Consider the following 18655-nt stretch of genomic DNA (forward strand, 5'->3'; position numbering starts at 1 on the left):
TGCCATTAACGCGGGACTCGCGCCCTGAGCGGGTTGCGCGCCATCCACTTCTGCAGCTCGGCGGCCGGCATCGGCCGCCCCAGCAGGTAGCCCTGGCCCTGGTCACACCCGGCATTGCGCAGGAAGTCATACTGCTGCTGGGTCTCGATCCCTTCGGCAGTGATGCGATAGCCCAGGGCATGCCCCAGGTCGATGATCGCCCGGGCGATAGCTACTGCATCATCGTCATCCGGCAGGTCCTTGATGAACGCCCGGTCGATCTTCAGGTGGTCGATGGGCAAGGCACGCAGGTAGGCCAGCGACGAATAACCGGTGCCGAAGTCGTCCACCGCCGTGGCCACGCCCATGGCTTGCAGCTGGGCCAGGGCCGCGCACGCCTGTTGCTGGCTTTCCATCAGCAGGCTCTCGGTGATTTCCACTTCCAGCAGGTTGGGGGCCAGGCCGTGGCGTTCCAGGGCAATGGCCAGGCTCGAGACATAGTCACTGCGCTCGATCTGCAGCGCCGCCACGTTCACCGCCAGGGGCCCCGGCAGGCAATCGGCGGCGCGCCAGGCGGCCAGTTGCGCACAGGCCAGGTCGAGCACGCGCTCACCCAAGGGGATGATCAGGCCAGTGCGCTCGGCAAGCGGGATGAACTCGCCAGGCGGGATCAGCCCATGCTCCGGATCGCGCCAGCGCAACAAGGCCTCGACTCCTTCCAGCTGGCCGCTGAACAGGTCGACCTTCGGCTGGTACCACAACTCGAACTCGTTATCCTGCAACGCCCGGCGCAAGTTGCGCTCCAGCTCCAGGCGCTGGTGCAGCCGCGCCGTCATGTCCGGGTGATAGGGGCGCCAGGCGTTGCGGCCACCCTCCTTGGCCGCGTACATGGCCGTGTCGGCATGGCGCAGCAGGCTGCCAACGTCTTCGCCATGTTGCGGGCACCAGGCCAGGCCGATGCTGCCCGTCACCAGCGCGGCATTGCCATTGAGGTCAAACGGCCGCTGCAGGCAGCGCAGCAGCTGCCGCAGCTGGTGGCTGACCTGGCCCTGGGTGCCCTGGAGCATGAACACGAATTCATCGCCGCCCAGCCGGCATACCCGGTCGCTGGTGTCGAGTTCCTGAAGAAAGCGCGCGGTCGCCTGCTGCAGCAACAGGTCGCCCATGGCGTGGCCCAGGCTGTCGTTGACCTGCTTGAAACCGTCGATATCCAGCAGCAGCACGGCCAGGCCATGGCCTTCGGCCGTGGCCTCGGCCAACTGCTGCTGGAACAGCACCCGGTTGGGCAAACCGGTGATGGTGTCGTAATGCGCCAAGCGTTCCAGCTGCGCCTGCGAACGTTGCAGCTCGCGGTTACGCTGTTGCAGCTGGCGCTGCTTGCGGTTGATCTGCGCGATGAACAGGCTGAGCAGGCCACTGCAGGTCAGGGCGAACCAGAACAACGGCGAATGGAACAGGCTCGCGTCCTGCTGGCCGTGCTGGCGCTGGATGTCCACATGGCCAAGCGCCATGGACACGCCAATACCGGCCAGGGAAACGCTGACCGGCAACAAGCGGCGAAGGGCGCGACGCAGCGTGCCGGAAGTCGGTGTCTGTTCGTGGGTCATCGGGGAATTGGACGGGGTCATAAGCCTGCAGGTGTGGGCGATTGCCCCTGTATCGGCGCGGTGCGCGCAATATTGAGCCAGACTGGTGTTTTTCTTGCCCAGGGTGCATGCTCGTAGCTGAAGCGTTTCACCCGCCAAGACACATGAGGTGCAGTACCCATGGAACATCTGCTCGATTCGCTGTTTCCCGCCGCCGGCGACATTCCCGAGAACTGGCGCCTGGGCGCACCGCTGGAACAACGCGACTACCTGGTGAACGGTGAACTCAGACGCTGGGACGGGCCACTGGCCACGGTGCGCAGCCCGGTTTGGCTGAAGGAAGCGGACGGCGAGCGCCAGGTGGTGCTCGGCAGCGCGCCGTTGCTCGACGCCGACACCGCCCTCACCGCCCTGGACGCAGCGGTAAACGCCTACGACAAGGGCCGTGGCGCCTGGCCGAACATGCGCGTGGCCGAGCGCATCCAGCATGTGGAAACCTTCCTCGCGCGCATGCGCGAGCAGCGCACCGCCGTGGTCAAGCTGCTGATGTGGGAAATCGGCAAGAACCTCAAGGACTCGGAAAAGGAATTCGACCGCACCTGCGACTACATCGTCGACACCATCAACGCCCTCAAGGACCTCGACCGCCGCTCCAGCCGCTTCGAGCTCGAACAAGGCACCCTCGGCCAGATCCGCCGGGCGCCGCTGGGCGTGGCGCTGTGCATGGGCCCTTACAACTACCCGCTCAACGAAACCTTCACCACGCTGATCCCGGCGCTGATCATGGGCAACACCGTGGTGTTCAAGCCGGCCAAGTTCGGTGTGCTGCTGATTCGCCCACTGCTTGAAGCGTTCCGCGACAGCTTCCCGCCGGGGGTGATCAACGTCATCTATGGCCGTGGCCGCGAAACGGTCAGCGCGCTGATGGCCAGCGGCAAGGTCGATGTGTTCGCCTTCATCGGCACCCACAAGGCCGCCAGCGACCTCAAGAAACTGCACCCACGGCCGCACCGGCTGCGTGCGGCCCTGGGCCTGGACGCGAAGAACCCGGGCATCGTCCTGCCCCAGGTGGACCTGGACAATGCCGTGGAAGAGGCCATTACCGGCGCGCTATCGTTCAATGGCCAACGCTGCACGGCGCTGAAGATCCTGTTCGTCCACGAGGATGTGGTCGAACCCTTCCTCGACAAGTTCCAGCGCAAGCTCGCCGCGCTCAAACCAGGCATGCCCTGGGCGCCTGGCGTTGCGCTGACGCCACTGCCGGAACAGGGCAAGGTCGACTACCTCGACCAGCTGGTGGCCGATGCCACGGCCAAGGGCGCACGGGTGCTCAACGAAGGGGGTGGGCAGAGCCGCGGCTCGTTCTTCTACCCCGCCCTGCTCTACCCGGTAAATCGCGACATGCGCGTGTACTACGAAGAGCAGTTCGGCCCGGTGGTGCCGGTGGTGCCTTATCGCGACCTGCAGACCGTGATCGACTACGTGCTCGACTCCGACTACGGCCAGCAGCTGAGCCTGTTCGGCAACGACCCGGCCACCATTGGCAGCCTGGTCGACATCTTTGCCAACCAGGTCGGCCGCATCAACCTCAACGCCCAGTGCCAGCGCGGCCCGGACACCTACCCGTTCAACGGCCGCAAGAACAGCGCCGAAGGTACCCTGTCGGTGCACGATGCCTTGCGCGTGTTCTCCATCCGCACGCTGGTCGCGACCCGCTTCCAGGAAGCCAACAAGGAACTGATCAGCGAAATCATCCGCAACCGCCAATCGAGCTTCCTGACCACCGACTACATCTTCTGACGGCCGCGCTTATAGAGAATCGATCTAGCAGCATTGTCGATTTTCCATCTGCGCAAACGACTCTAAGCATCAGGGCGCCCCTCGGCGCCCACCACCAAGGAGAGTCGAACATGGCTGTCAAACCCATCCCAGAAGGCCAGCACAGCATCACCCCGTACCTGGCCATCAACGACGCCGCCAAGGCCATCGAGTTCTACAAGAAGGCCTTTGGCGCCACCGAAATGTTCCGCCTCGAAGGCCCGGACGGCCGCGTCGGCCATGCCGAACTGCGCATCGGCGATTCTTCGCTGATGCTCGCCGACCCGTGCGACATGGAAGGCGGCCTGACCGCCAGCCAGAAACTCGCAGGTGCTGCGGTGGGCCTGCATCTGTATGTCGAGGACTGCGACAAGGTCTATGCCCAGGCCATTGCGGCGGGCGCTACTCAGTTGCACGAGGTCAAGGACCAGTTCTACGGCGACCGCAGCGGCTCGCTGAAAGACCCGTTCGGCAATATGTGGTTCGTCTCCACCCACAAGGAAGACCTCAGCCCCGACGAGATCCGCGCCCGTGCAGCCAAGATGTTCGGCGGCAGCTGAGCGACGAGTTGAAAGCGCGGTGCGTTTGCTTGAAGCTTGAGGCTCGTAGCTTGGAGCTGCCTCATGCGAATCATCGACAAAACCGCCGCGCAGGTGCGCAGCCTGACCCCGGCCGAAGAGGAACTGCTGGTCGGCTTCGCCACCGGCAGCCTGGCCGGGCCACGCCTGCTGCAGGCCAACCAGCTGCTGATGAAGGTGCGCAGCGCCAACCAGTGGCTGGCCTGCGACTGCCGCAAGGATGCCTTGCCGGTGCTCAATGTCACCCTCAATGGCAGCACCGGCACGCTGTTTCTGAAGAACAACCCGGGTACTGCCGAGCATGCGCCCGGCTGCCCGTTCACCAAGGACGAACGCGAGGCCAGCGAGCGCGAGGAGGAACCCGTCGCGCCTGCCGCCTGGCTGGCACCTGACACCCCGCTGCGCCTTATCGGCGATTACCGCAAGGCCAGTGAAGACAATGGCACGGCGGGCGAAGGCAGTGAGCGCCGCGAACAGCAACGCCTGCTGTCACTGCTGCTGACCTGGATCGAGACCAGCGGCCTGAACCTTTACGCCACGCACCTGAAGAAAGACCTCACCGGCCAGTTCGCCGAGCTGCGCAGTGTCGCCAGCCGCTACCCGTTGCTTGAACGGGTGCCGGCCAGCAATTATCTGGAAACCCGCCTGGACATGAAGCACATGATGATGCTCAAGTCCCGCCTGCGCGAAGCCACGGTGTTCGGCAACCACCGTCGCCATGGCCTGATGCTGGACTGCGTCGACCAGATCAAGGGGCGCAAGCTGTTCAACAACCGCAGCGAAGACGGCTTCGATTTCCAGGGGCATCACCTGTATTGGGGTGGCAGCCGGGCGTCAGGCCCGCTGCTGGCGTTGGCCCTGTACTCGCCCACCACGGCGGGCAGCCACTTCTATGAACTGATTCACGTTGCCAGCGTGCCGGTGCTGTCACGCGCACAGATGTTTCCGGTGTACCGCGACGAAGAGCGCGAGCCACTCAAGGCACTGGTGTCGCTGATCGACTGGATGGCCAGCAAAGGGGTGAAGGTGCAGATGCGCCGGCCGGTAATCGGTGGCCAGGTGATGGATGAACTGGTGCTGACCTCGGATCAGGACCGGGTGCTCTCGGTGTCGTTGCTGGAGAAGCCGATCGGGCCGGAGCCCGATGCCGAAAACTTCAAGCGCTATGCGGACTTCAAGAGCCTGGAAACCTTCCGCAAGTATGTGGCCGGGTTCTTCATGCGTGAGCGCTAGGACTTTTTCCCAAGATCTTGCGCGAACTCTGTAGGAGCGGCCTTGTGTCGCGAAAGGGCTGCAGAGCAGCCCCAGGATCTCAGCTTCGCCGCATGAATTGCCGGGGCTGCTTCGCAGCCCTTTCGCGACACAAGGCCGCTCCTACAGCGACCGGGTCGGCCCGAAATACCAGTCGTCAGAATGCCGCCCGGAAAATCCCCTCGATCTCGTCCTGGCTGGCCGGCCGCGGGTTGGTCAGCCCACAGGCATCCTTGAGGGCATTGGCCGCCAGAATGCCGACATCCTCAAGCTTGGCCCCCAGCTCCGCCAACCCCGCCGGAATGCCCACTGCCACCGCCAGGTGCTCGATGGCCGAAATCGCCGCCCCCGCGCCCTGCTCCGCATCCAGCCCACACACCTTGATGCCCATGGCCTTGGCCACATCGCGCAGGCGCGCGGCACTGACCTTGGCATTGAAACGCTGCACATGCGGCAATAGCACCGCATTGCACACACCATGGGGCAAGTCGTAGTAACCGCCCAGCTGGTGCGCCATGGCATGCACGTAACCGAGCGAGGCATTGTTGAACGCCATGCCCGCCAGGAACTGCGCGTAGGCCATGTTCTCCCGCGCCTGCAGGTCGTTGCCATCGTTCACCGCCTGGCGCAGGTTCTCACTGATCAGGCTGATGGCCTTCAGCGCGCAAGCATCGGTAATCGGCGTGGCCGCCGTCGACACATAGGCTTCGATGGCGTGGGTCAACGCATCCATGCCGGTGGCCGCCGTCAGCCCCTTGGGCATGGCAACCATCAGCGCCGGGTCGTTGACCGACAGGATCGGCGTGACGTTGCGGTCGACGATGGCCATTTTCACATGGCGGCGCTCGTCGGTGATGATGCAGAAACGGGTCATCTCACTGGCCGTGCCCGCCGTGGTGTTGATGGCAATCAGCGGCAGTTGCGGCTTGCGCGAGCGGTCGACGCCCTCGTAGTCGCTGATATGCCCACCGTTGGTAGCGCACAAGGCAATGCCCTTGGCGCAGTCATGGGGTGAGCCACCGCCCAGCGACACCACGCAGTCGCAGCGCTCACGCTGCAACACGGCAAGGCCCGCCTCGACGTTGGCGATGCTGGGGTTGGGCTTGGCACCGTCGAACACCACCGAATCGATATCCTGCGAGGCCAGCATGCGCCCGATGCGAGCGGCGACCCCCGCCTTGGCCAGGCCCTGGTCGGTGACGATCAGCGCCTTGCGCAAGCCATAACCGGCAATCGCGGCCATGGCCTCGTCAAGGCAGTCGATGCCCATGATGTTGACGGGCGGGATGAAGAAGGTGCTGCTCATGACCGGATCCTCCTGGTGGGTCTGTCTACCAACGAGGATCCGCCCGTTCAATGCAGCGGATGTTGATCCAGAGCAACGTTAGCCAAGGAACAGCCGGTAAGCCGGATTATCGGTCTCGTCCCAGTAGCGGTAGCCCATTTCGTCCAGCGCCTGGGGCAGGCTGGCCTGCTCGTCGCCAGGCACTTCCAGCGCCGCGAATACCCGCGCTTCGGCCGCGCCATGGTTACGGTAATGGAACAGGCTGATGTTCCAGCGCTTGCCCAGCCGCTCCAGGAAGCCCAGCAGCGCCCCTGGCCGCTCGGGGAACTCGAAGCGCAGCACACGCTCATCGGCCCCCGGCGCGGCATGCCCGCCCACGGTGTGGCGCACATGCAGCTTGGCCAGTTCGTTGTCGGTCAGGTCGAGCACGCTGTAGCCCTGCCCGCGCAGGCTGGCCAGCAGCTGCTCACGCGGGTCGTGCAGCGGGTGGGTCTGCACGCCAACGAACAGGCGCGCTTCCTTGCCCGGGTAGTAGCGGTAGTTGAACTCGGTGATCTGCCGCTTGCCCAGCGCCTGGCAGAAGGCCCGGAAGCTGCCGGGCTGTTCGGGGATGGTCACGGCGATGATCGCCTCCCGCTGCTCGCCCAGCTCGGCACGTTCGGCCACGTGGCGCAGGCGGTCGAAGTTGACGTTGGCGCCGGAGTCGATGGCCACCAGGGTCTGCCCCGTGACGCCCTCGCGGGCCACGTACTTCTTGATCCCGGCCACGGCCAGGGCACCCGAGGGTTCGGTGATCGAGCGGGTATCGTCGTAGATGTCCTTGATCGCCGCGCACAACTCATCGCTGCTGACGGTCACCACTTCATCGACAAAATGCCGGCACAGCTCGAAGCAGTGGGCGCCGATCTGCGCCACCGCCACGCCATCGGCGAAGGTTCCGACCTGCGGCAGGATCACCCGCTCGCCTGCCGCCATGGCAGCCTGCAGGCAGTTGGAGTCTTCCGGCTCGACACCGATCACCTTGACCTCGGGGCGCAGGTATTTCACGTAGGCGGCAATGCCCGCGACCAGCCCGCCACCGCCAACCGGCACGAAGATCGCGTCCAGCGCACCCGGCTGCTGACGCAGGATCTCCATGCCCACGGTGCCTTGGCCGGCGATCACGTCCGGGTCGTCGAACGGCGGCACGAAGGTCGCCCCGTCGCTGTCGGCCAGTTTCAGCGCGTGGGCCAGGGCATGGGGGAAGCTCTCGCCATGCAGCACCACATGGCCACCCCGCGAGCGCACCCCTTCGACCTTGAGCGACGGCGTGGTGGTGGGCATGACGATGGTCGCCTTCATGCCCAGGTGCGCCGCCGCCAGGGCCACGCCCTGGGCATGGTTGCCAGCCGAGGCGGTGATCACGCCCCGTTCGCGCTGGGCCTGGGTCAGGCGTGACAACCGCGTGTAGGCCCCACGGATCTTGAACGAGAAGGTCGGCTGCAGGTCTTCACGCTTGAGCAACACCTGGTTGCCGAGGCTGGCAGACAGCGCGGGGGCGGCTTGCAAGGGCGTCTCGATGGCCAGGTCGTACACCGGCGCGGACAGGATGCGGCGCACCTGTTCCGACAGCAATTGCTGCGGGGTGGACGGGGTACGAGGGCTGACGTTGAGGCTGGTCATCGATTGCAACTCCTTGGCTTTTTTTCACGTTGCCCAGGAGTCAGAGAGAAGAAACCCGCCTCCAGGGCGGGTTCGGTGCACGTACGCGCTAGCCCGCCAAGCTGATAATGGCGGTAATAATAATGGCGTTCACGTGCGGGAAGGTTTTCATGGACAGGACGTTATCTCGCCGGCCCTGGCCAAGTCAACACTTTGCTTGTTGCGCCGACAGCGGCACGTCGAACACCTTGTCGAAGCCCCACTGGAACACAAAGGCATAGACGAAGAAGAACACGAACAGGGCCAGGTTGGTGAGGAACGCCGCCCACAGGCTGACATCCAGCCAGTACGCCACCAATGGCAGCAGGATCAGCACCAGCCCGCCCTCGAAGCCCAGCGCGTGCAACCCCCGGCGCAGCAGCGTGCGCTCGCGCTTGCGCTGGCGTGCCTCCCAGCGTTCGAAGGCCCAGTTGTAGGCCATGTTCCAGCTCATGGCGATGCCCGACATCAGCACCGACAGCACTGTCGACTCCGCCATCCCGGCCCCGAACGCCAGCTCCAGCGCCGGTGCCACGCAAGCCACGGCAATGGCTTCGTAGAGAATGGCCTGGACGATCTTGCGCGCCTTGCCTTGCATGTTCTGCTCCCTGAAGAATCGGCCTACAAAACTACAAGATGAGAGCTCCAAGCAAAAGCTCGAAATTCAGCTGATAGCTGCACGCCATCACCGGTCACGCATTGGACAACCCTGCATGCGACTGCTTGTATCTATCACTTGCAAGCAGCGACATGTCCTACCACTTCGTCCAGGGATTTGTACGAGGAACACGACGATGGCGTATTGCGTGATGATGGTGTTCGGCACCCGACCTGAAGCGATCAAGATGGCCCCGCTGGCCCGCGTGCTGCGCAACTGGCCCGAGGTGAACCTGCATATCTGCTCCACCGGCCAGCACCGCGAGATGCTCGAGCAGGTGCTCACCGCCTTTGGCCTGAGCGTCGACCAGGACCTCAAGGTGATGACCCAGAACCAGACCCTGAACGGCCTGGCACGTGACCTGCTGGACAAGCTCGACCAGGCCTACGAGCAGGTCAAGCCCGATATCGTGCTGGTCCACGGCGACACCACCACCAGCTTCATCGCCAGCCTCGCGGCCTTCCACCGGCACATCCCCATCGGCCATGTCGAAGCCGGCCTGCGCACCGGCAACCTGCAGCAGCCCTGGCCCGAAGAAGCCAACCGGCGCCTGACCGGGGTGCTCGCCGACCTGCACTTCACCCCGACCCGCGACTCGGACGCCAACCTGATCCGTGAGGGCGTACCGCCGGAGCACATCGCAGTCACCGGCAACACTGTCATTGACGCCCTGCTATGGATGCGCGACCACCTGGCCGAACGGCAATGGCAGCCGGCCGCCGACTCGCCGCTGAGCGTGCTGCGTCCCGAGCAGCGCATGGTGCTGATTACCGGCCACCGCCGGGAAAATTTCGGCCCCGGCTTCGAGCGTATCTGCCTGGCCCTGGCGCAGTTGGCCGAGCGTTACCCGGACGTGCAGTTCGTCTACCCCGTGCACCTCAACCCACAGGTGCAGCAGGCCGTGTATGGCGTGCTGTCGAACCGCAGCAACATCCACCTGATCGCCCCTCAGGACTACCCGCACTTCGTCTGGCTGATGAACCGCGCCCAGGTCATCCTCACCGACTCCGGCGGCGTGCAGGAAGAAGCCCCGGCACTCGGCAAACCGGTGCTGGTGCTGCGCAAGGTCACCGAGCGCCCCGCCGTGCTCAAGGGCGGCACGGTCAAGTTGGTGGGCACCCTGACCGAACGCATCGTCGACGAAACCCGCCAGTTGCTCGACGACCCGGAGGCCTACGCACGCATGGCGCGGGTCTATACCCCGTTCGGTGACGGCCATGCCAGCGAGCGCATCGCCGAGCGCCTGACGCGCTGGTTTGCAGAAACGGCCAACCTGCGAGATGACGCATGAGCCTGGCCTTCATCGACTACCTCACCTATGTGCTGTTCGGCCTCAAAGTCCTGGCGATCATCCTCGCCTCGCTGATGTTCCTGCTAGGCCTCGACGACCTGTTCATCGACCTGTGCTACTGGAGCCGCAAGCTGATCCGCCGCTTTCGCATCTACGACAAATACGAAAAGGCCGACGAGAAACGCCTGTTCGAAGTAGCGGAAAAGCCCCTGGCGATCATGGTCCCGGCCTGGAACGAGGTGGGCGTGGTCGGCGAAATGGCGCGCCTGGCGGCCTCGACCATCGACTACGAGAACTATCAGATCTTCGTCGGCACCTACCCCAACGACCCGCAGACCCAGACCGACGTCGACGCCGTGTGCCTGCATTACCCGAACGTGCACAAGGTGGTCTGCGCGCGCCCCGGTCCCACCAGCAAGGCCGACTGCCTGAACAACATCATCGACGCCATCCTGCGCTTTCAAGACGATGCCCGTATCGAGTTCGCTGGCTTCATCCTGCATGACGCCGAAGACGTGATCTCGCCCATGGAACTGCGCCTGTTCAACTACCTGTTGCCGAACAAGGACATGATCCAGATCCCTGTGTACCCCTACGCGCCGGAATGGAAGGGGTTCACCGCCGGGCACTACGTCGACGAGTTCGCCGAGAACCACGGCAAGGACGTGATCGTGCGTGAGGCACTGACCGGCCAGGTACCCAGTGCCGGCGTCGGCACCTGCTTCAGCCGTCGCGCCATCAGCGCCCTGCTCGAAGACGGCGATGGCATCGCCTTCGACGTGCAGAGCCTGACTGAAGACTATGACATCGGCTTTCGCCTGAAACAGAAAGGCATGAAGTGCATCTTCGCCCGCTACTCCATCACCGACCCGGCGCTGGCCCTCAAGCACGAGTGGCGGCCGGGCATGAGCCGCGAGTTCGCCCAGGTGATCTGCGTGCGCGAGCACTTCCCGCGCGACTGGCAGCACGCCATCCGGCAAAAGTCGCGGTGGATCGTCGGCATCGTCTTCCAGGGCACCAGCAACCTCGGCTGGAGCCGCACCGGCGCGCTCAACTACTTCCTCTGGCGTGACCGCCGGGGCCTGTTCGCCTACCTGCTGAGCTTCCTGGTCAACCTGTTGCTGCTGGTGCTGCTGGCCATGTGGCTGGTGACCGTGATCGCCCCGGATTCCTGGCGCTTCATGTCGATCCTCAGCGACAGCCAGCTGCTTGCCACCCTGCTCTGGCTCAACGGCCTGATGCTGGTCAACCGCCTGTTCCAGCGCGGCTGGTTCGTCACCCGCTACTACGGCATCTTCGAAGGCCTGCTGTCGGCACCCCGGATGATGTGGAGCAACTTCGTCAACTTCTTCGCCAACCTGCGTGCCCTGCGCCAGGTCATGGAGATGGGCGATTCGCGGCGGGTGGCGTGGGACAAGACCACCCACGAATTCCCCGCGCTCGCCTCGCCGGCGCGCACGCCACTGGGCCATCGCCTGGTAGAAAAGGGCTACATCACCGAGGAACAGCTGGAGCAGGCGATCACCAGCCCGGTGCGCCGGCGCCTGGGCCGCGAACTGCTGCTGCGGGGCTGGCTGACCAGCGAGCAGCTGGTACAAACGCTGGCCGAACAGCTCGACCTGCCCTGGGCGCCGCTCAACCCGTTCAAGCTCGACCCACAGCTGATTGCTCAGTTGCCACGCCGGCTGGCCACGCACTATGGCGTACTGCCAGTCGCCGAAGACGGCAACACCCTGGTGCTGGCCAGCGAAAGCCCGGTCAGCCAGGTGTCGCTGGGGGTGATCAGCCGCCAGCTGAAACGCCCGGTCAGCTGCCGCCTGGCCCCCCAGGGCCGGGTCACCCTGGGCCTGCGCTATCACTACCCGAGCCCCTGGCAGACGCCCGAAACCCACGACATGCTCGCCGTGCTGGAGCGGCACCAGGATGATGCCGATCTGATCGAACGGGTCAGCCATCACCAGGTGATGCTTGGCGCCCTGCTGCAGGTGCGTGGCATGGTCCCGGTCACCCTGTTCAACCAGGCACTGATCGATTTCGACCCTGAGCAGCAAAGCCTCGGCGAGCACCTGATCGCCCGCGGCATCATCACCGAAGAGGTGCTGCAGCAGGCCCTCGCCGAACAGGCCAGCGAACAGCAGGCTGCCTTTGATCTGACCCGGGAGGTGGCATGAAGCCGCGTCTGTCCCTCACCCTGTCCGGGCTGTTGCTGTGTTCCACCGCGCTGGCGACCCAGGCAGCCCCCATGACCGAATTCCAGCGTTTCACCAGCTACCCGTTCATGGAGCGCAGCTACCGCGAAGCGAAGAAGGACAACTGGGCCGAAGTCGAGCGCCTGACCCGCCATGTGCTCAGCCGTGTGCCGAACAACGACGAAGCCCGCTCGCTGCTGGTCGAAGCCCTGGCCCACCAGCGCCGCTACAAGGAAGCCGAAGCCATGGCCGAGCAGCTCGGCAATGGCCCCGAATACGCCAATGCCTTGCAGGAGCTGCGCCTGACCTGGATCGAGCAGGACCCACCCGCTGCCAGCCAGGTGGAAGGCTGGCTGGCCAGCGCCGATGGCACCCAGCGGGTACGCCTGTGGCAGGCCTACAGCCTGAGCCTGGCCAAGTTCGGCGGTGCCGGCAAAGCCCTGGCGTGGCTCAACCAGCTGCCGCCGCACGACGATGGCCAGGTGCTGCGCCTGGCCCGGGCCAACTTCGCCGAGCAACTGCGTAACTGGAAGGAAACCATCGAGCAACTGCAGCCTTTGGCCGACAAGGGCCAATTGCCGCCAGAAGACTGGCAGCGCCTGGCCAACGCCTATGTCCAGCAGGTCGATGAAAAGGGCCTGGAAAAGCTGCTGCAAAGCGCCCCCTCCCCCGAAGTCGCCAACCAGACGCGCCTGGCCATGGCCAATCGGGCCATCGCCGTCGGCCACCATCAACTGGCACAGCGCTGGTTGGAACAACTGCCTACCGAACAGTTGCAGCAACCTGAGCAACGCCAGCAGTTGTGGGAGCTGGCCCGTGAAGGTGATGACGCGCCGCTGGTACGGCAACTGAGCAACGAATTGCAGCGGCCTTGCCTGGAGACCGTCGACTGGTTGTCACGCCGTGACCCGGACGTTGCCCGCGAACAGTTCAAGGACTGCCCGGCCAGCGCAGACCCGCGCGCTTATGCGGTGCTCAAGCAGCGCCTGTATGGCGACCCGGTGCAGCCGCCACAACCCCGCACGGCAGCCGAATGGGAAAAACGCTACCGTCAGAACGGTGACCTGGCTGCGCTCGAACAAGCCACCTACCTGCTGCTGCAACAAGGCCAGAGCGAGCACGCCCGCACCTTGCTCGAGCAGGCCTATGACCGTCGCCAGGGGCGCCTGACACCTTCCCTGCTGCTGCGCCTGGGCAATATCTATGCGCGCAACGATGGCCCACTGAACAGCCAGCGCATACTCGGGCTGATCCCCAGGGTCGACGCCAATACCCGTGCCCAGTTGCTCGGCCGCCTGGCTGAAAACGGCCAGTGCGACGCCGTGCGCCGTGCCATCCCGGCAAACCCGACCGAAGCCGGCCAGTACCGCGCCCTCGGCCGCTGCGCCATGCCCGATCAGCCCGGTGAAGCGGTGGTCTATTACCAGGCCGCCGAACGTCTGGGTGACAGTGGCAACCGCCTGCCCCTGGCCTACGCCTTGGAAGCAGCTGGCGATTCCGAAGCGGCCATGCCGATCTGGCGCAACCTGCCGGCCAGCGCCTGGAACGACAACGCCCGCCTGACTGCCGCCCGTGGCGCCTTGAATGCCGGCGATGCCGACGCCGCCCGCCGCTACTGGGACGCGGCCGCGCACAACAGCGCCGATGACTGGGCACTGGGTGCCGCCATCGCCCAACGTCAGGGCGACCCGCACGCGGCGCTGGGCTTCCAGCGCCAGGCCCTGGCACACAACCCGCGTGCCGACCACTACTACGCCGCCGCCAGCACCGCGCAACTGGCCGGCGACAGTGCGCAGAGCACCGCCTGGCTGGCCGAAGCCGTGCGTCTTGAGCCCAACCAGCCGCGCTATCGTGCCGACTATGGCATGCGCCTGGCCGGCTCGCAGGACAAGGCCCAGCGTCGCCAGTCGATCCCTTATCTGGAACGCGCCACCCACGATTTCCCCGAGGACTATCGCCTGGGCGAGACCCTCGCCCTGCGCTACGACGAAGCCGAGGACAGCGCCGCCGCGCGCCGCGAGCTGCGCCGGGTGATCGACGTGGAAGAGAACCTGGTCGACGGTGACGACGAGTACGGCAGCCTCGAAGCCCGCAAGTACCGCCAGCGCCGCGCCCACGAAACCCTGTCACGGCGCGACACCATCACCCTGGCCAGCACCTGGTCGCCCGCTGGCACCTCGACCAACGACAAGTTCCTCGATAACGGCCAGCGCAGCGGCACCTCGCGTCGTGCGCAATCGCAGAACGTGCAGCTGGCCATGTGGGACCACGCCCTGGGCGAGGAACCCAGCCGCAACGGCAGCACCCTGTCAGTCTACGGCCGGGTGCTGTTCGGCGGCCAGAGCCGCACCGACTACGCGCAAAGCATGGGCACCGGCGTCGGCCTGCGCTACAAGCCGCTGGGCCAGGCCAACCTCAACCTGTACGCCGAGCTGTATCACCAGCGGCAGATCGACGACGACCACTACAGCGGCCTGAGCCTTGGCGAGCTGCTGAGCCCGGCCAAGGTCGGCAGCAACTGGGGCGACTTGCGCCACCATGCCGAGTCGAGCAATGACCTGCTGCTGCGCGCCACCGCCTCGTTCCTCGACCAGGGCGACTGGCGCAACGACTGGCGGGTCGACGAAGACGACTGGAACGAGCGCTTCCTCTACCTCGATGCCGCCTGGTGGACCCGCGCCGGCGACCACGCCTGGCTGTCGCGCTACCAGCAGGGCCATGCCTGGAAGCTGCCCGGCAACTCGCCACAAACGCTCATGCCGTACGGCTTCTTCGAGTTTTCCAGCCAGGATCCGAGCAACGACTGGCGCCAGGACGCCCGTGCCGGGGTCGGTGTGCGCTGGCAGTGGTGGTTCGACGACGACCGCTACAACGCCTACCGCGGCTCGCTGAAAGTGCGTGCCGAGTACCAGCAGTCGCTGGGTGGCAACCTCTACAAGAGCGCCAATGGCGTGCTGGTTGGCGCGGAGATGACCTTCTGATGCGTACGCTCCTGGCAATCTGCATGCTCGCCCTGTGCCTGCCGGCCCAGGCCGACCAGCGCCTGTTCTACCAGCCGCTCAACCGCGATGCCACCGTGACCCCAGCGCAGTGGCAGCAACTGTGGCGCGCTACCAAGGCGCAAGGCGGCAAGACCCTGATCGTGCAGTGGAGTGCCTACGGCGACAGTGATTTCGGCGGTGCCCAGGGCTGGCTGGCCAACAGCCTGCGCGAGGCCCACGCCCAAGGCCTGGAGCTGGTGCTCGGGCTGTTCCTGGACCCGGCCTACTACCAGCGCATCGAGGAACTCGACGGTGACGGCCTGAGCAACTACTGGAAGTCGCAATTGGGCCGTTCGCTGAGCCAGTACCAGCAGCTTCGCCAGGGCTGGCAGCTGACCGTCGCTGGCTGGTACCTGCCCATGGAGCTGGATGACCTGCATTTTCGCGATGCCGATCGCCGCGCGGCGCTGTACAGCCAGCTGCAGGCCTTCAATCGGCGGCTGGACAAGCCGCTGCACATCAGCGCGTTCAGCGCAGGCAAACTGGCACCGCGGGTCCATGGCGCCTGGCTGGATCAGCTGGCCAGGTTGGGCTTGACTGTGTGGTGGCAGGACGGTGCCGGGACCGGGCGCTTGCCGCCGCTGGTGCGCCAGAATTACGAACAGGCGCTGCCGTGCCGGGTGGGGGTGGTGCGCGAGGCGTTTCGCCAGGTGAGTGCACCGGGGCAGGCGTTTCGGGCTGAAGCTGCGGAGCCGAAGCTGGGTGCTGGGTGCCATGCCGAAGCGGTGTTTGCCTTGCGCTACCGGCCTTGGGCCAGGGGTGTTCTGCCACAGAATTGAGTCAACCTGTTCTGGCCCTTTCGCGGGCACGCCCGCTCCCACAGGGATCGCACACATTTCAAACTTGTGGAGATCCTGTGGGAGCGGGCGCGTCGAGGCGTCGAACCGCCGCGAAAGGGCCGGTACAGGTCAAGCAGTACTCACAGGAGACACCGATGTTCAAGACCATCGAAGAGCACGTGCGCAAGCAGGTCGCCCCCGCCGCCCTGCGCGCCGAGTTCCGCCAGCACGAATTCGAATCCATGCGACCGTTCTGCATGCTGGTGTTCTGCATCAGCACGCTGATCTGGCTGATCTTCGACCTGATTGTCAGCTTCCTCGGAGGCCAAGGGTTTACCTGGCTGTCCTACCTGTTCATCGCCCTGCTCGGCTGCTTCACCGTGGTGCTGCGCTTCACCCGCCGCAGTCACCATTTCGACGTGCTCAACCTGCTGTTCATCGCCGTCATCACCTTGGGCATGCGCCTGGTGATCGAAGGCCTTCCTGAGCCGCTGCGCCCGGTGTGGCTGGTGCTCGGCGTGTCGACCGTGCTGTATGCCGTGTCGGTGCTGCCCGTGCGGCGCTGGTCGTTATTCTGCGCCATGGCCATCACCTGGGTCATGCTCAACCCCTTCTACCACACCCGCATCGATGTCGATGAACTCGAAGGCGCAATGCTGATCAGCTACGCGCTGTTCCTCAGCGGCCTGGTGAGCTATAGCTACCTGCAGATGCGCCAGGCCAAGCTGCACAACTTCTACCTGTCCAAGGTGCTGCTGGAGCAAGCCTATGTCGACGCCCTGACCGACATTCCCAATCGCCGCTCGTTCATGGCCAAGGCTGAACGCCAGCTGCGCCTGGCAACACCGGGGCAGTACCTGGCGATGATCGACATCGACAACTTCAAGCGGGTCAACGACCGCTTCGGGCATGACATTGGCGATGAAGTGCTCAAGCGGGTGGCAGTGCATATCAAGGCAGGCGTGGCCGGCCATGAGTTTGCCCGCCTGGGTGGCGAGGAATTTGCCATCTTGTTCGATGGGCTGGACCAGCAAGGGGCCGAGCAACGGGTCGGCGCGCTGTGCCAGCGCGTACGCGACGACCTTGGCGTGCCGCCCGTGACCATCAGCATCGGCCTGGCCCGGGTCGACAGCGGGGACAGCCTGAGCATGGCGCTGGTACGGGCGGACCAGGCACTGTACGAGGCCAAGCACACTGGCAAGGACCGCGTCGTGCTGTGGACTAGCCAGCTGGCAGCCGAATCCTGAACTGTGCCCCACCCAGCGCCGACTGCGCCACGGTCAGGGTCCCGCCCTGCCCTTCGATCGCCCGGCGGCTGATCGCCAGGCCCAGGCCGAAGCCGCCGGTATTGCGGTCGCGGCTGCGGTCCAGGCGGTAGAACGGCTGGAAGATCCGCTCACGCTCCTCGGCCGGAATACCGATCCCGTCGTCTTCCACGGTCAACAGGCAGGCGCCGTCCGCCTCCAGACGCAACCTCAGCAACAGGCTTTCATCGCAATAGCGCATGGCGTTGCGCACCAGGTTCTGCACGGCCCGGGCGGTCAGTCGCGGGTCCAGCACGAAGCGGGGCAAGTTGTCCTCGGCCTGCACCTCCCACTGGATACCGCGGGTATCAAGTTCTTCGGCAAAGCCGCCGAGCACGCTGTCGACCAGCTCCAGCAACGACACTTCGACCCGTTCCCGCGCCTGGTCGGCGTTGTACAGGCGGCTGTACGACAGAAGTTCGAGCACCAGTTCGTCCAGCTCGCGCACATGCCCGACCAATTCCAACAGGCGCTTGCGGCTGGTCGGTGGCACCTCGTCGAACAGCAGCACCAGGCCGAAATCCAGCCGGGTCAGCGGTGTGCGCAGCTCGTGGGAGACCGCGTTGAGCAGCTCGCGCTGCTGGTTGACATGGCGTTCGAGGTCGCTGGCCATGGTGTCGAACACCCCAGCCAGTTCGCCGATGTTCGAGTGCGGCGAGATGTGCGTGCGCTCGGCCATCCGCCCCTGGCCCAGGCGCCGGGCGGTTTCCTTCAGGCGCTCCAGGTCACGCCAGTGCGGCCACACCCACAGCAGCAGGCAACCGAGCATCGCCGCGCCGATCAGCACGGTCACGCCCCAGGACAACACGTTGATGTCCAGTGGATCTGGCGGTGAATGCAGGCTGACCAGCCAATCCTGGTCCAAAGGCGCCAACACCGTTTCGTAATAGCCCCAGTCGCCAATGCGCACGGCGTACTGGCCCTGTTCCAGGCGCGCCTGTTCCTGCGGGCTCAGGCCGGCCTTGTCGCTGCGCAGCAATTCGACCTCCAGGGGCGCGAACAGCTTGGCCAGGTCCTGCTCCACCGCTGGCCATTGTTCCTGCGGCGCCTGGCGAAACTGGCGCACGATCAGCGACTGCACGCCTTTGGCCTGGTCCAGGTTGTAGGCCATGAAACGGTCGTGGAACAGGCCGACGATGGCGTCCGGGATCAACAGCAACGCCCCGGCGTAAGCGACGATGATCACCAGATACAGGCGCACCAGGATCTTCAGCAT

Annotated in this window: 13 protein-coding genes; 8 read left to right on the forward strand and 5 right to left on the reverse strand. The window is 65.2% G+C overall.

What is annotated here, in order from left to right:
• Window positions 1-5: 5 nt before the first annotated feature.
• Entirely contained in the window at window positions 6-1607 is a 1602-nt protein-coding gene (locus J7573_RS18290) for an EAL domain-containing protein (protein WP_294338321.1), read from the reverse strand.
• Window positions 1608-1745: 138 nt separating this feature from the next.
• Between J7573_RS18290 and J7573_RS18295 the strand changes: the two genes are divergently transcribed.
• From J7573_RS18295 to J7573_RS18305, 3 genes are all read left to right on the forward strand, one after another.
• A complete protein-coding gene (locus J7573_RS18295; RefSeq protein ID WP_294338325.1) occupies window positions 1746-3365 on the forward strand; it encodes an NADP-dependent glyceraldehyde-3-phosphate dehydrogenase in 1620 nt (539 codons plus the stop codon).
• Between the two features lie 110 nt (window positions 3366-3475).
• Window positions 3476-3943, forward strand: a complete 468-nt coding sequence (locus J7573_RS18300; RefSeq protein WP_294338328.1) for a VOC family protein — start codon at window positions 3476-3478, stop codon at window positions 3941-3943.
• A gap of 63 nt (window positions 3944-4006) precedes the next feature.
• Window positions 4007-5194 (forward strand): hypothetical protein, encoded by a 1188-nt coding sequence (locus J7573_RS18305; protein ID WP_294338331.1) that lies wholly within the window; start codon window positions 4007-4009, stop codon window positions 5192-5194.
• Between the two features lie 175 nt (window positions 5195-5369).
• Here J7573_RS18305 and yiaY read toward each other — a convergent pair whose 3' ends face one another.
• From yiaY to J7573_RS18320, 3 genes are all read right to left on the reverse strand, one after another.
• Window positions 5370-6518 (reverse strand): L-threonine dehydrogenase, encoded by a 1149-nt coding sequence (gene yiaY, locus J7573_RS18310; protein ID WP_294338334.1) that lies wholly within the window; start codon window positions 6516-6518, stop codon window positions 5370-5372.
• A 78-nt stretch (window positions 6519-6596) separates the two neighbouring features.
• Window positions 6597-8159, reverse strand: a complete 1563-nt coding sequence (gene ilvA, locus J7573_RS18315) for a threonine ammonia-lyase, biosynthetic (RefSeq protein WP_294338338.1) — start codon at window positions 8157-8159, stop codon at window positions 6597-6599.
• Between the two features lie 184 nt (window positions 8160-8343).
• Window positions 8344-8775 (reverse strand): PACE efflux transporter, encoded by a 432-nt coding sequence (locus J7573_RS18320; RefSeq protein ID WP_110638971.1) that lies wholly within the window; start codon window positions 8773-8775, stop codon window positions 8344-8346.
• A gap of 196 nt (window positions 8776-8971) precedes the next feature.
• Here J7573_RS18320 and wecB point away from each other — a divergent pair, with 196 nt between their 5' ends.
• From wecB to J7573_RS18345, 5 genes are all read left to right on the forward strand, one after another.
• Window positions 8972-10126, forward strand: coding sequence for a UDP-N-acetylglucosamine 2-epimerase (non-hydrolyzing) (gene wecB, locus J7573_RS18325; protein ID WP_294338343.1), 1155 nt, complete (start codon window positions 8972-8974; stop codon window positions 10124-10126).
• A complete protein-coding gene (gene nrfB, locus J7573_RS18330; protein ID WP_294338346.1) occupies window positions 10123-12297 on the forward strand; it encodes a cyclic di-3',5'-guanylate-activated glycosyltransferase NrfB in 2175 nt (724 codons plus the stop codon). Before wecB ends, nrfB begins: the two co-directional genes overlap by 4 nt.
• On the forward strand, window positions 12294-15296 hold the full coding sequence (locus J7573_RS18335; RefSeq protein ID WP_294338348.1) for a phage receptor: 3003 nt from the start codon (window positions 12294-12296) through the stop codon (window positions 15294-15296). The genes nrfB and J7573_RS18335 overlap by 4 nt, the downstream gene beginning before the upstream one ends.
• On the forward strand, window positions 15296-16135 hold the full coding sequence (locus J7573_RS18340) for a DUF4434 family protein (protein ID WP_294338350.1): 840 nt from the start codon (window positions 15296-15298) through the stop codon (window positions 16133-16135). The genes J7573_RS18335 and J7573_RS18340 overlap by 1 nt, the downstream gene beginning before the upstream one ends.
• A 155-nt stretch (window positions 16136-16290) precedes the next feature.
• On the forward strand, window positions 16291-17382 hold the full coding sequence (locus J7573_RS18345; protein WP_294338352.1) for a GGDEF domain-containing protein: 1092 nt from the start codon (window positions 16291-16293) through the stop codon (window positions 17380-17382).
• On the opposite strand, the gene J7573_RS18350 is transcribed toward J7573_RS18345, so the two are convergent.
• Entirely contained in the window at window positions 17357-18655 is a 1299-nt protein-coding gene (locus J7573_RS18350) for an ATP-binding protein (RefSeq protein WP_294338355.1), read from the reverse strand. The two genes, J7573_RS18345 and J7573_RS18350, sit on opposite strands and share 26 nt — an antisense overlap.

Origin of the sequence: Pseudomonas sp. (genome assembly GCF_017744435.1) — a bacterium.
In the GTDB taxonomy this organism is placed as follows: Bacteria; Pseudomonadota; Gammaproteobacteria; order Pseudomonadales; family Pseudomonadaceae; genus Aquipseudomonas.

Excerpts from the sequence above, each read along its gene's own strand:
- J7573_RS18340 (WP_294338350.1), top strand. The coding sequence starts at position 15,296 with ATGCGTACGCTCCTGGCAATCTGCATGCTCGCCCTGTGCCTGCCGGCC.
- J7573_RS18290 (WP_294338321.1), bottom strand. The coding sequence starts at position 1,607 with ATGACCCCGTCCAATTCCCCGATGACCCACGAACAGACACCGACTTCC.
- J7573_RS18320 (WP_110638971.1), bottom strand. The coding sequence starts at position 8,775 with ATGCAAGGCAAGGCGCGCAAGATCGTCCAGGCCATTCTCTACGAAGCC.
- J7573_RS18335 (WP_294338348.1), top strand. The coding sequence starts at position 12,294 with ATGAAGCCGCGTCTGTCCCTCACCCTGTCCGGGCTGTTGCTGTGTTCC.
- J7573_RS18345 (WP_294338352.1), top strand. The coding sequence starts at position 16,291 with ATGTTCAAGACCATCGAAGAGCACGTGCGCAAGCAGGTCGCCCCCGCC.
- wecB (WP_294338343.1), top strand. The coding sequence starts at position 8,972 with ATGGCGTATTGCGTGATGATGGTGTTCGGCACCCGACCTGAAGCGATC.
- yiaY (WP_294338334.1), bottom strand. The coding sequence starts at position 6,518 with ATGAGCAGCACCTTCTTCATCCCGCCCGTCAACATCATGGGCATCGAC.
- ilvA (WP_294338338.1), bottom strand. The coding sequence starts at position 8,159 with ATGACCAGCCTCAACGTCAGCCCTCGTACCCCGTCCACCCCGCAGCAA.
- J7573_RS18350 (WP_294338355.1), bottom strand. The coding sequence starts at position 18,655 with ATGCTGAAGATCCTGGTGCGCCTGTATCTGGTGATCATCGTCGCTTAC.
- J7573_RS18295 (WP_294338325.1), top strand. The coding sequence starts at position 1,746 with ATGGAACATCTGCTCGATTCGCTGTTTCCCGCCGCCGGCGACATTCCC.
- J7573_RS18300 (WP_294338328.1), top strand. The coding sequence starts at position 3,476 with ATGGCTGTCAAACCCATCCCAGAAGGCCAGCACAGCATCACCCCGTAC.
- nrfB (WP_294338346.1), top strand. The coding sequence starts at position 10,123 with ATGAGCCTGGCCTTCATCGACTACCTCACCTATGTGCTGTTCGGCCTC.
- J7573_RS18305 (WP_294338331.1), top strand. The coding sequence starts at position 4,007 with ATGCGAATCATCGACAAAACCGCCGCGCAGGTGCGCAGCCTGACCCCG.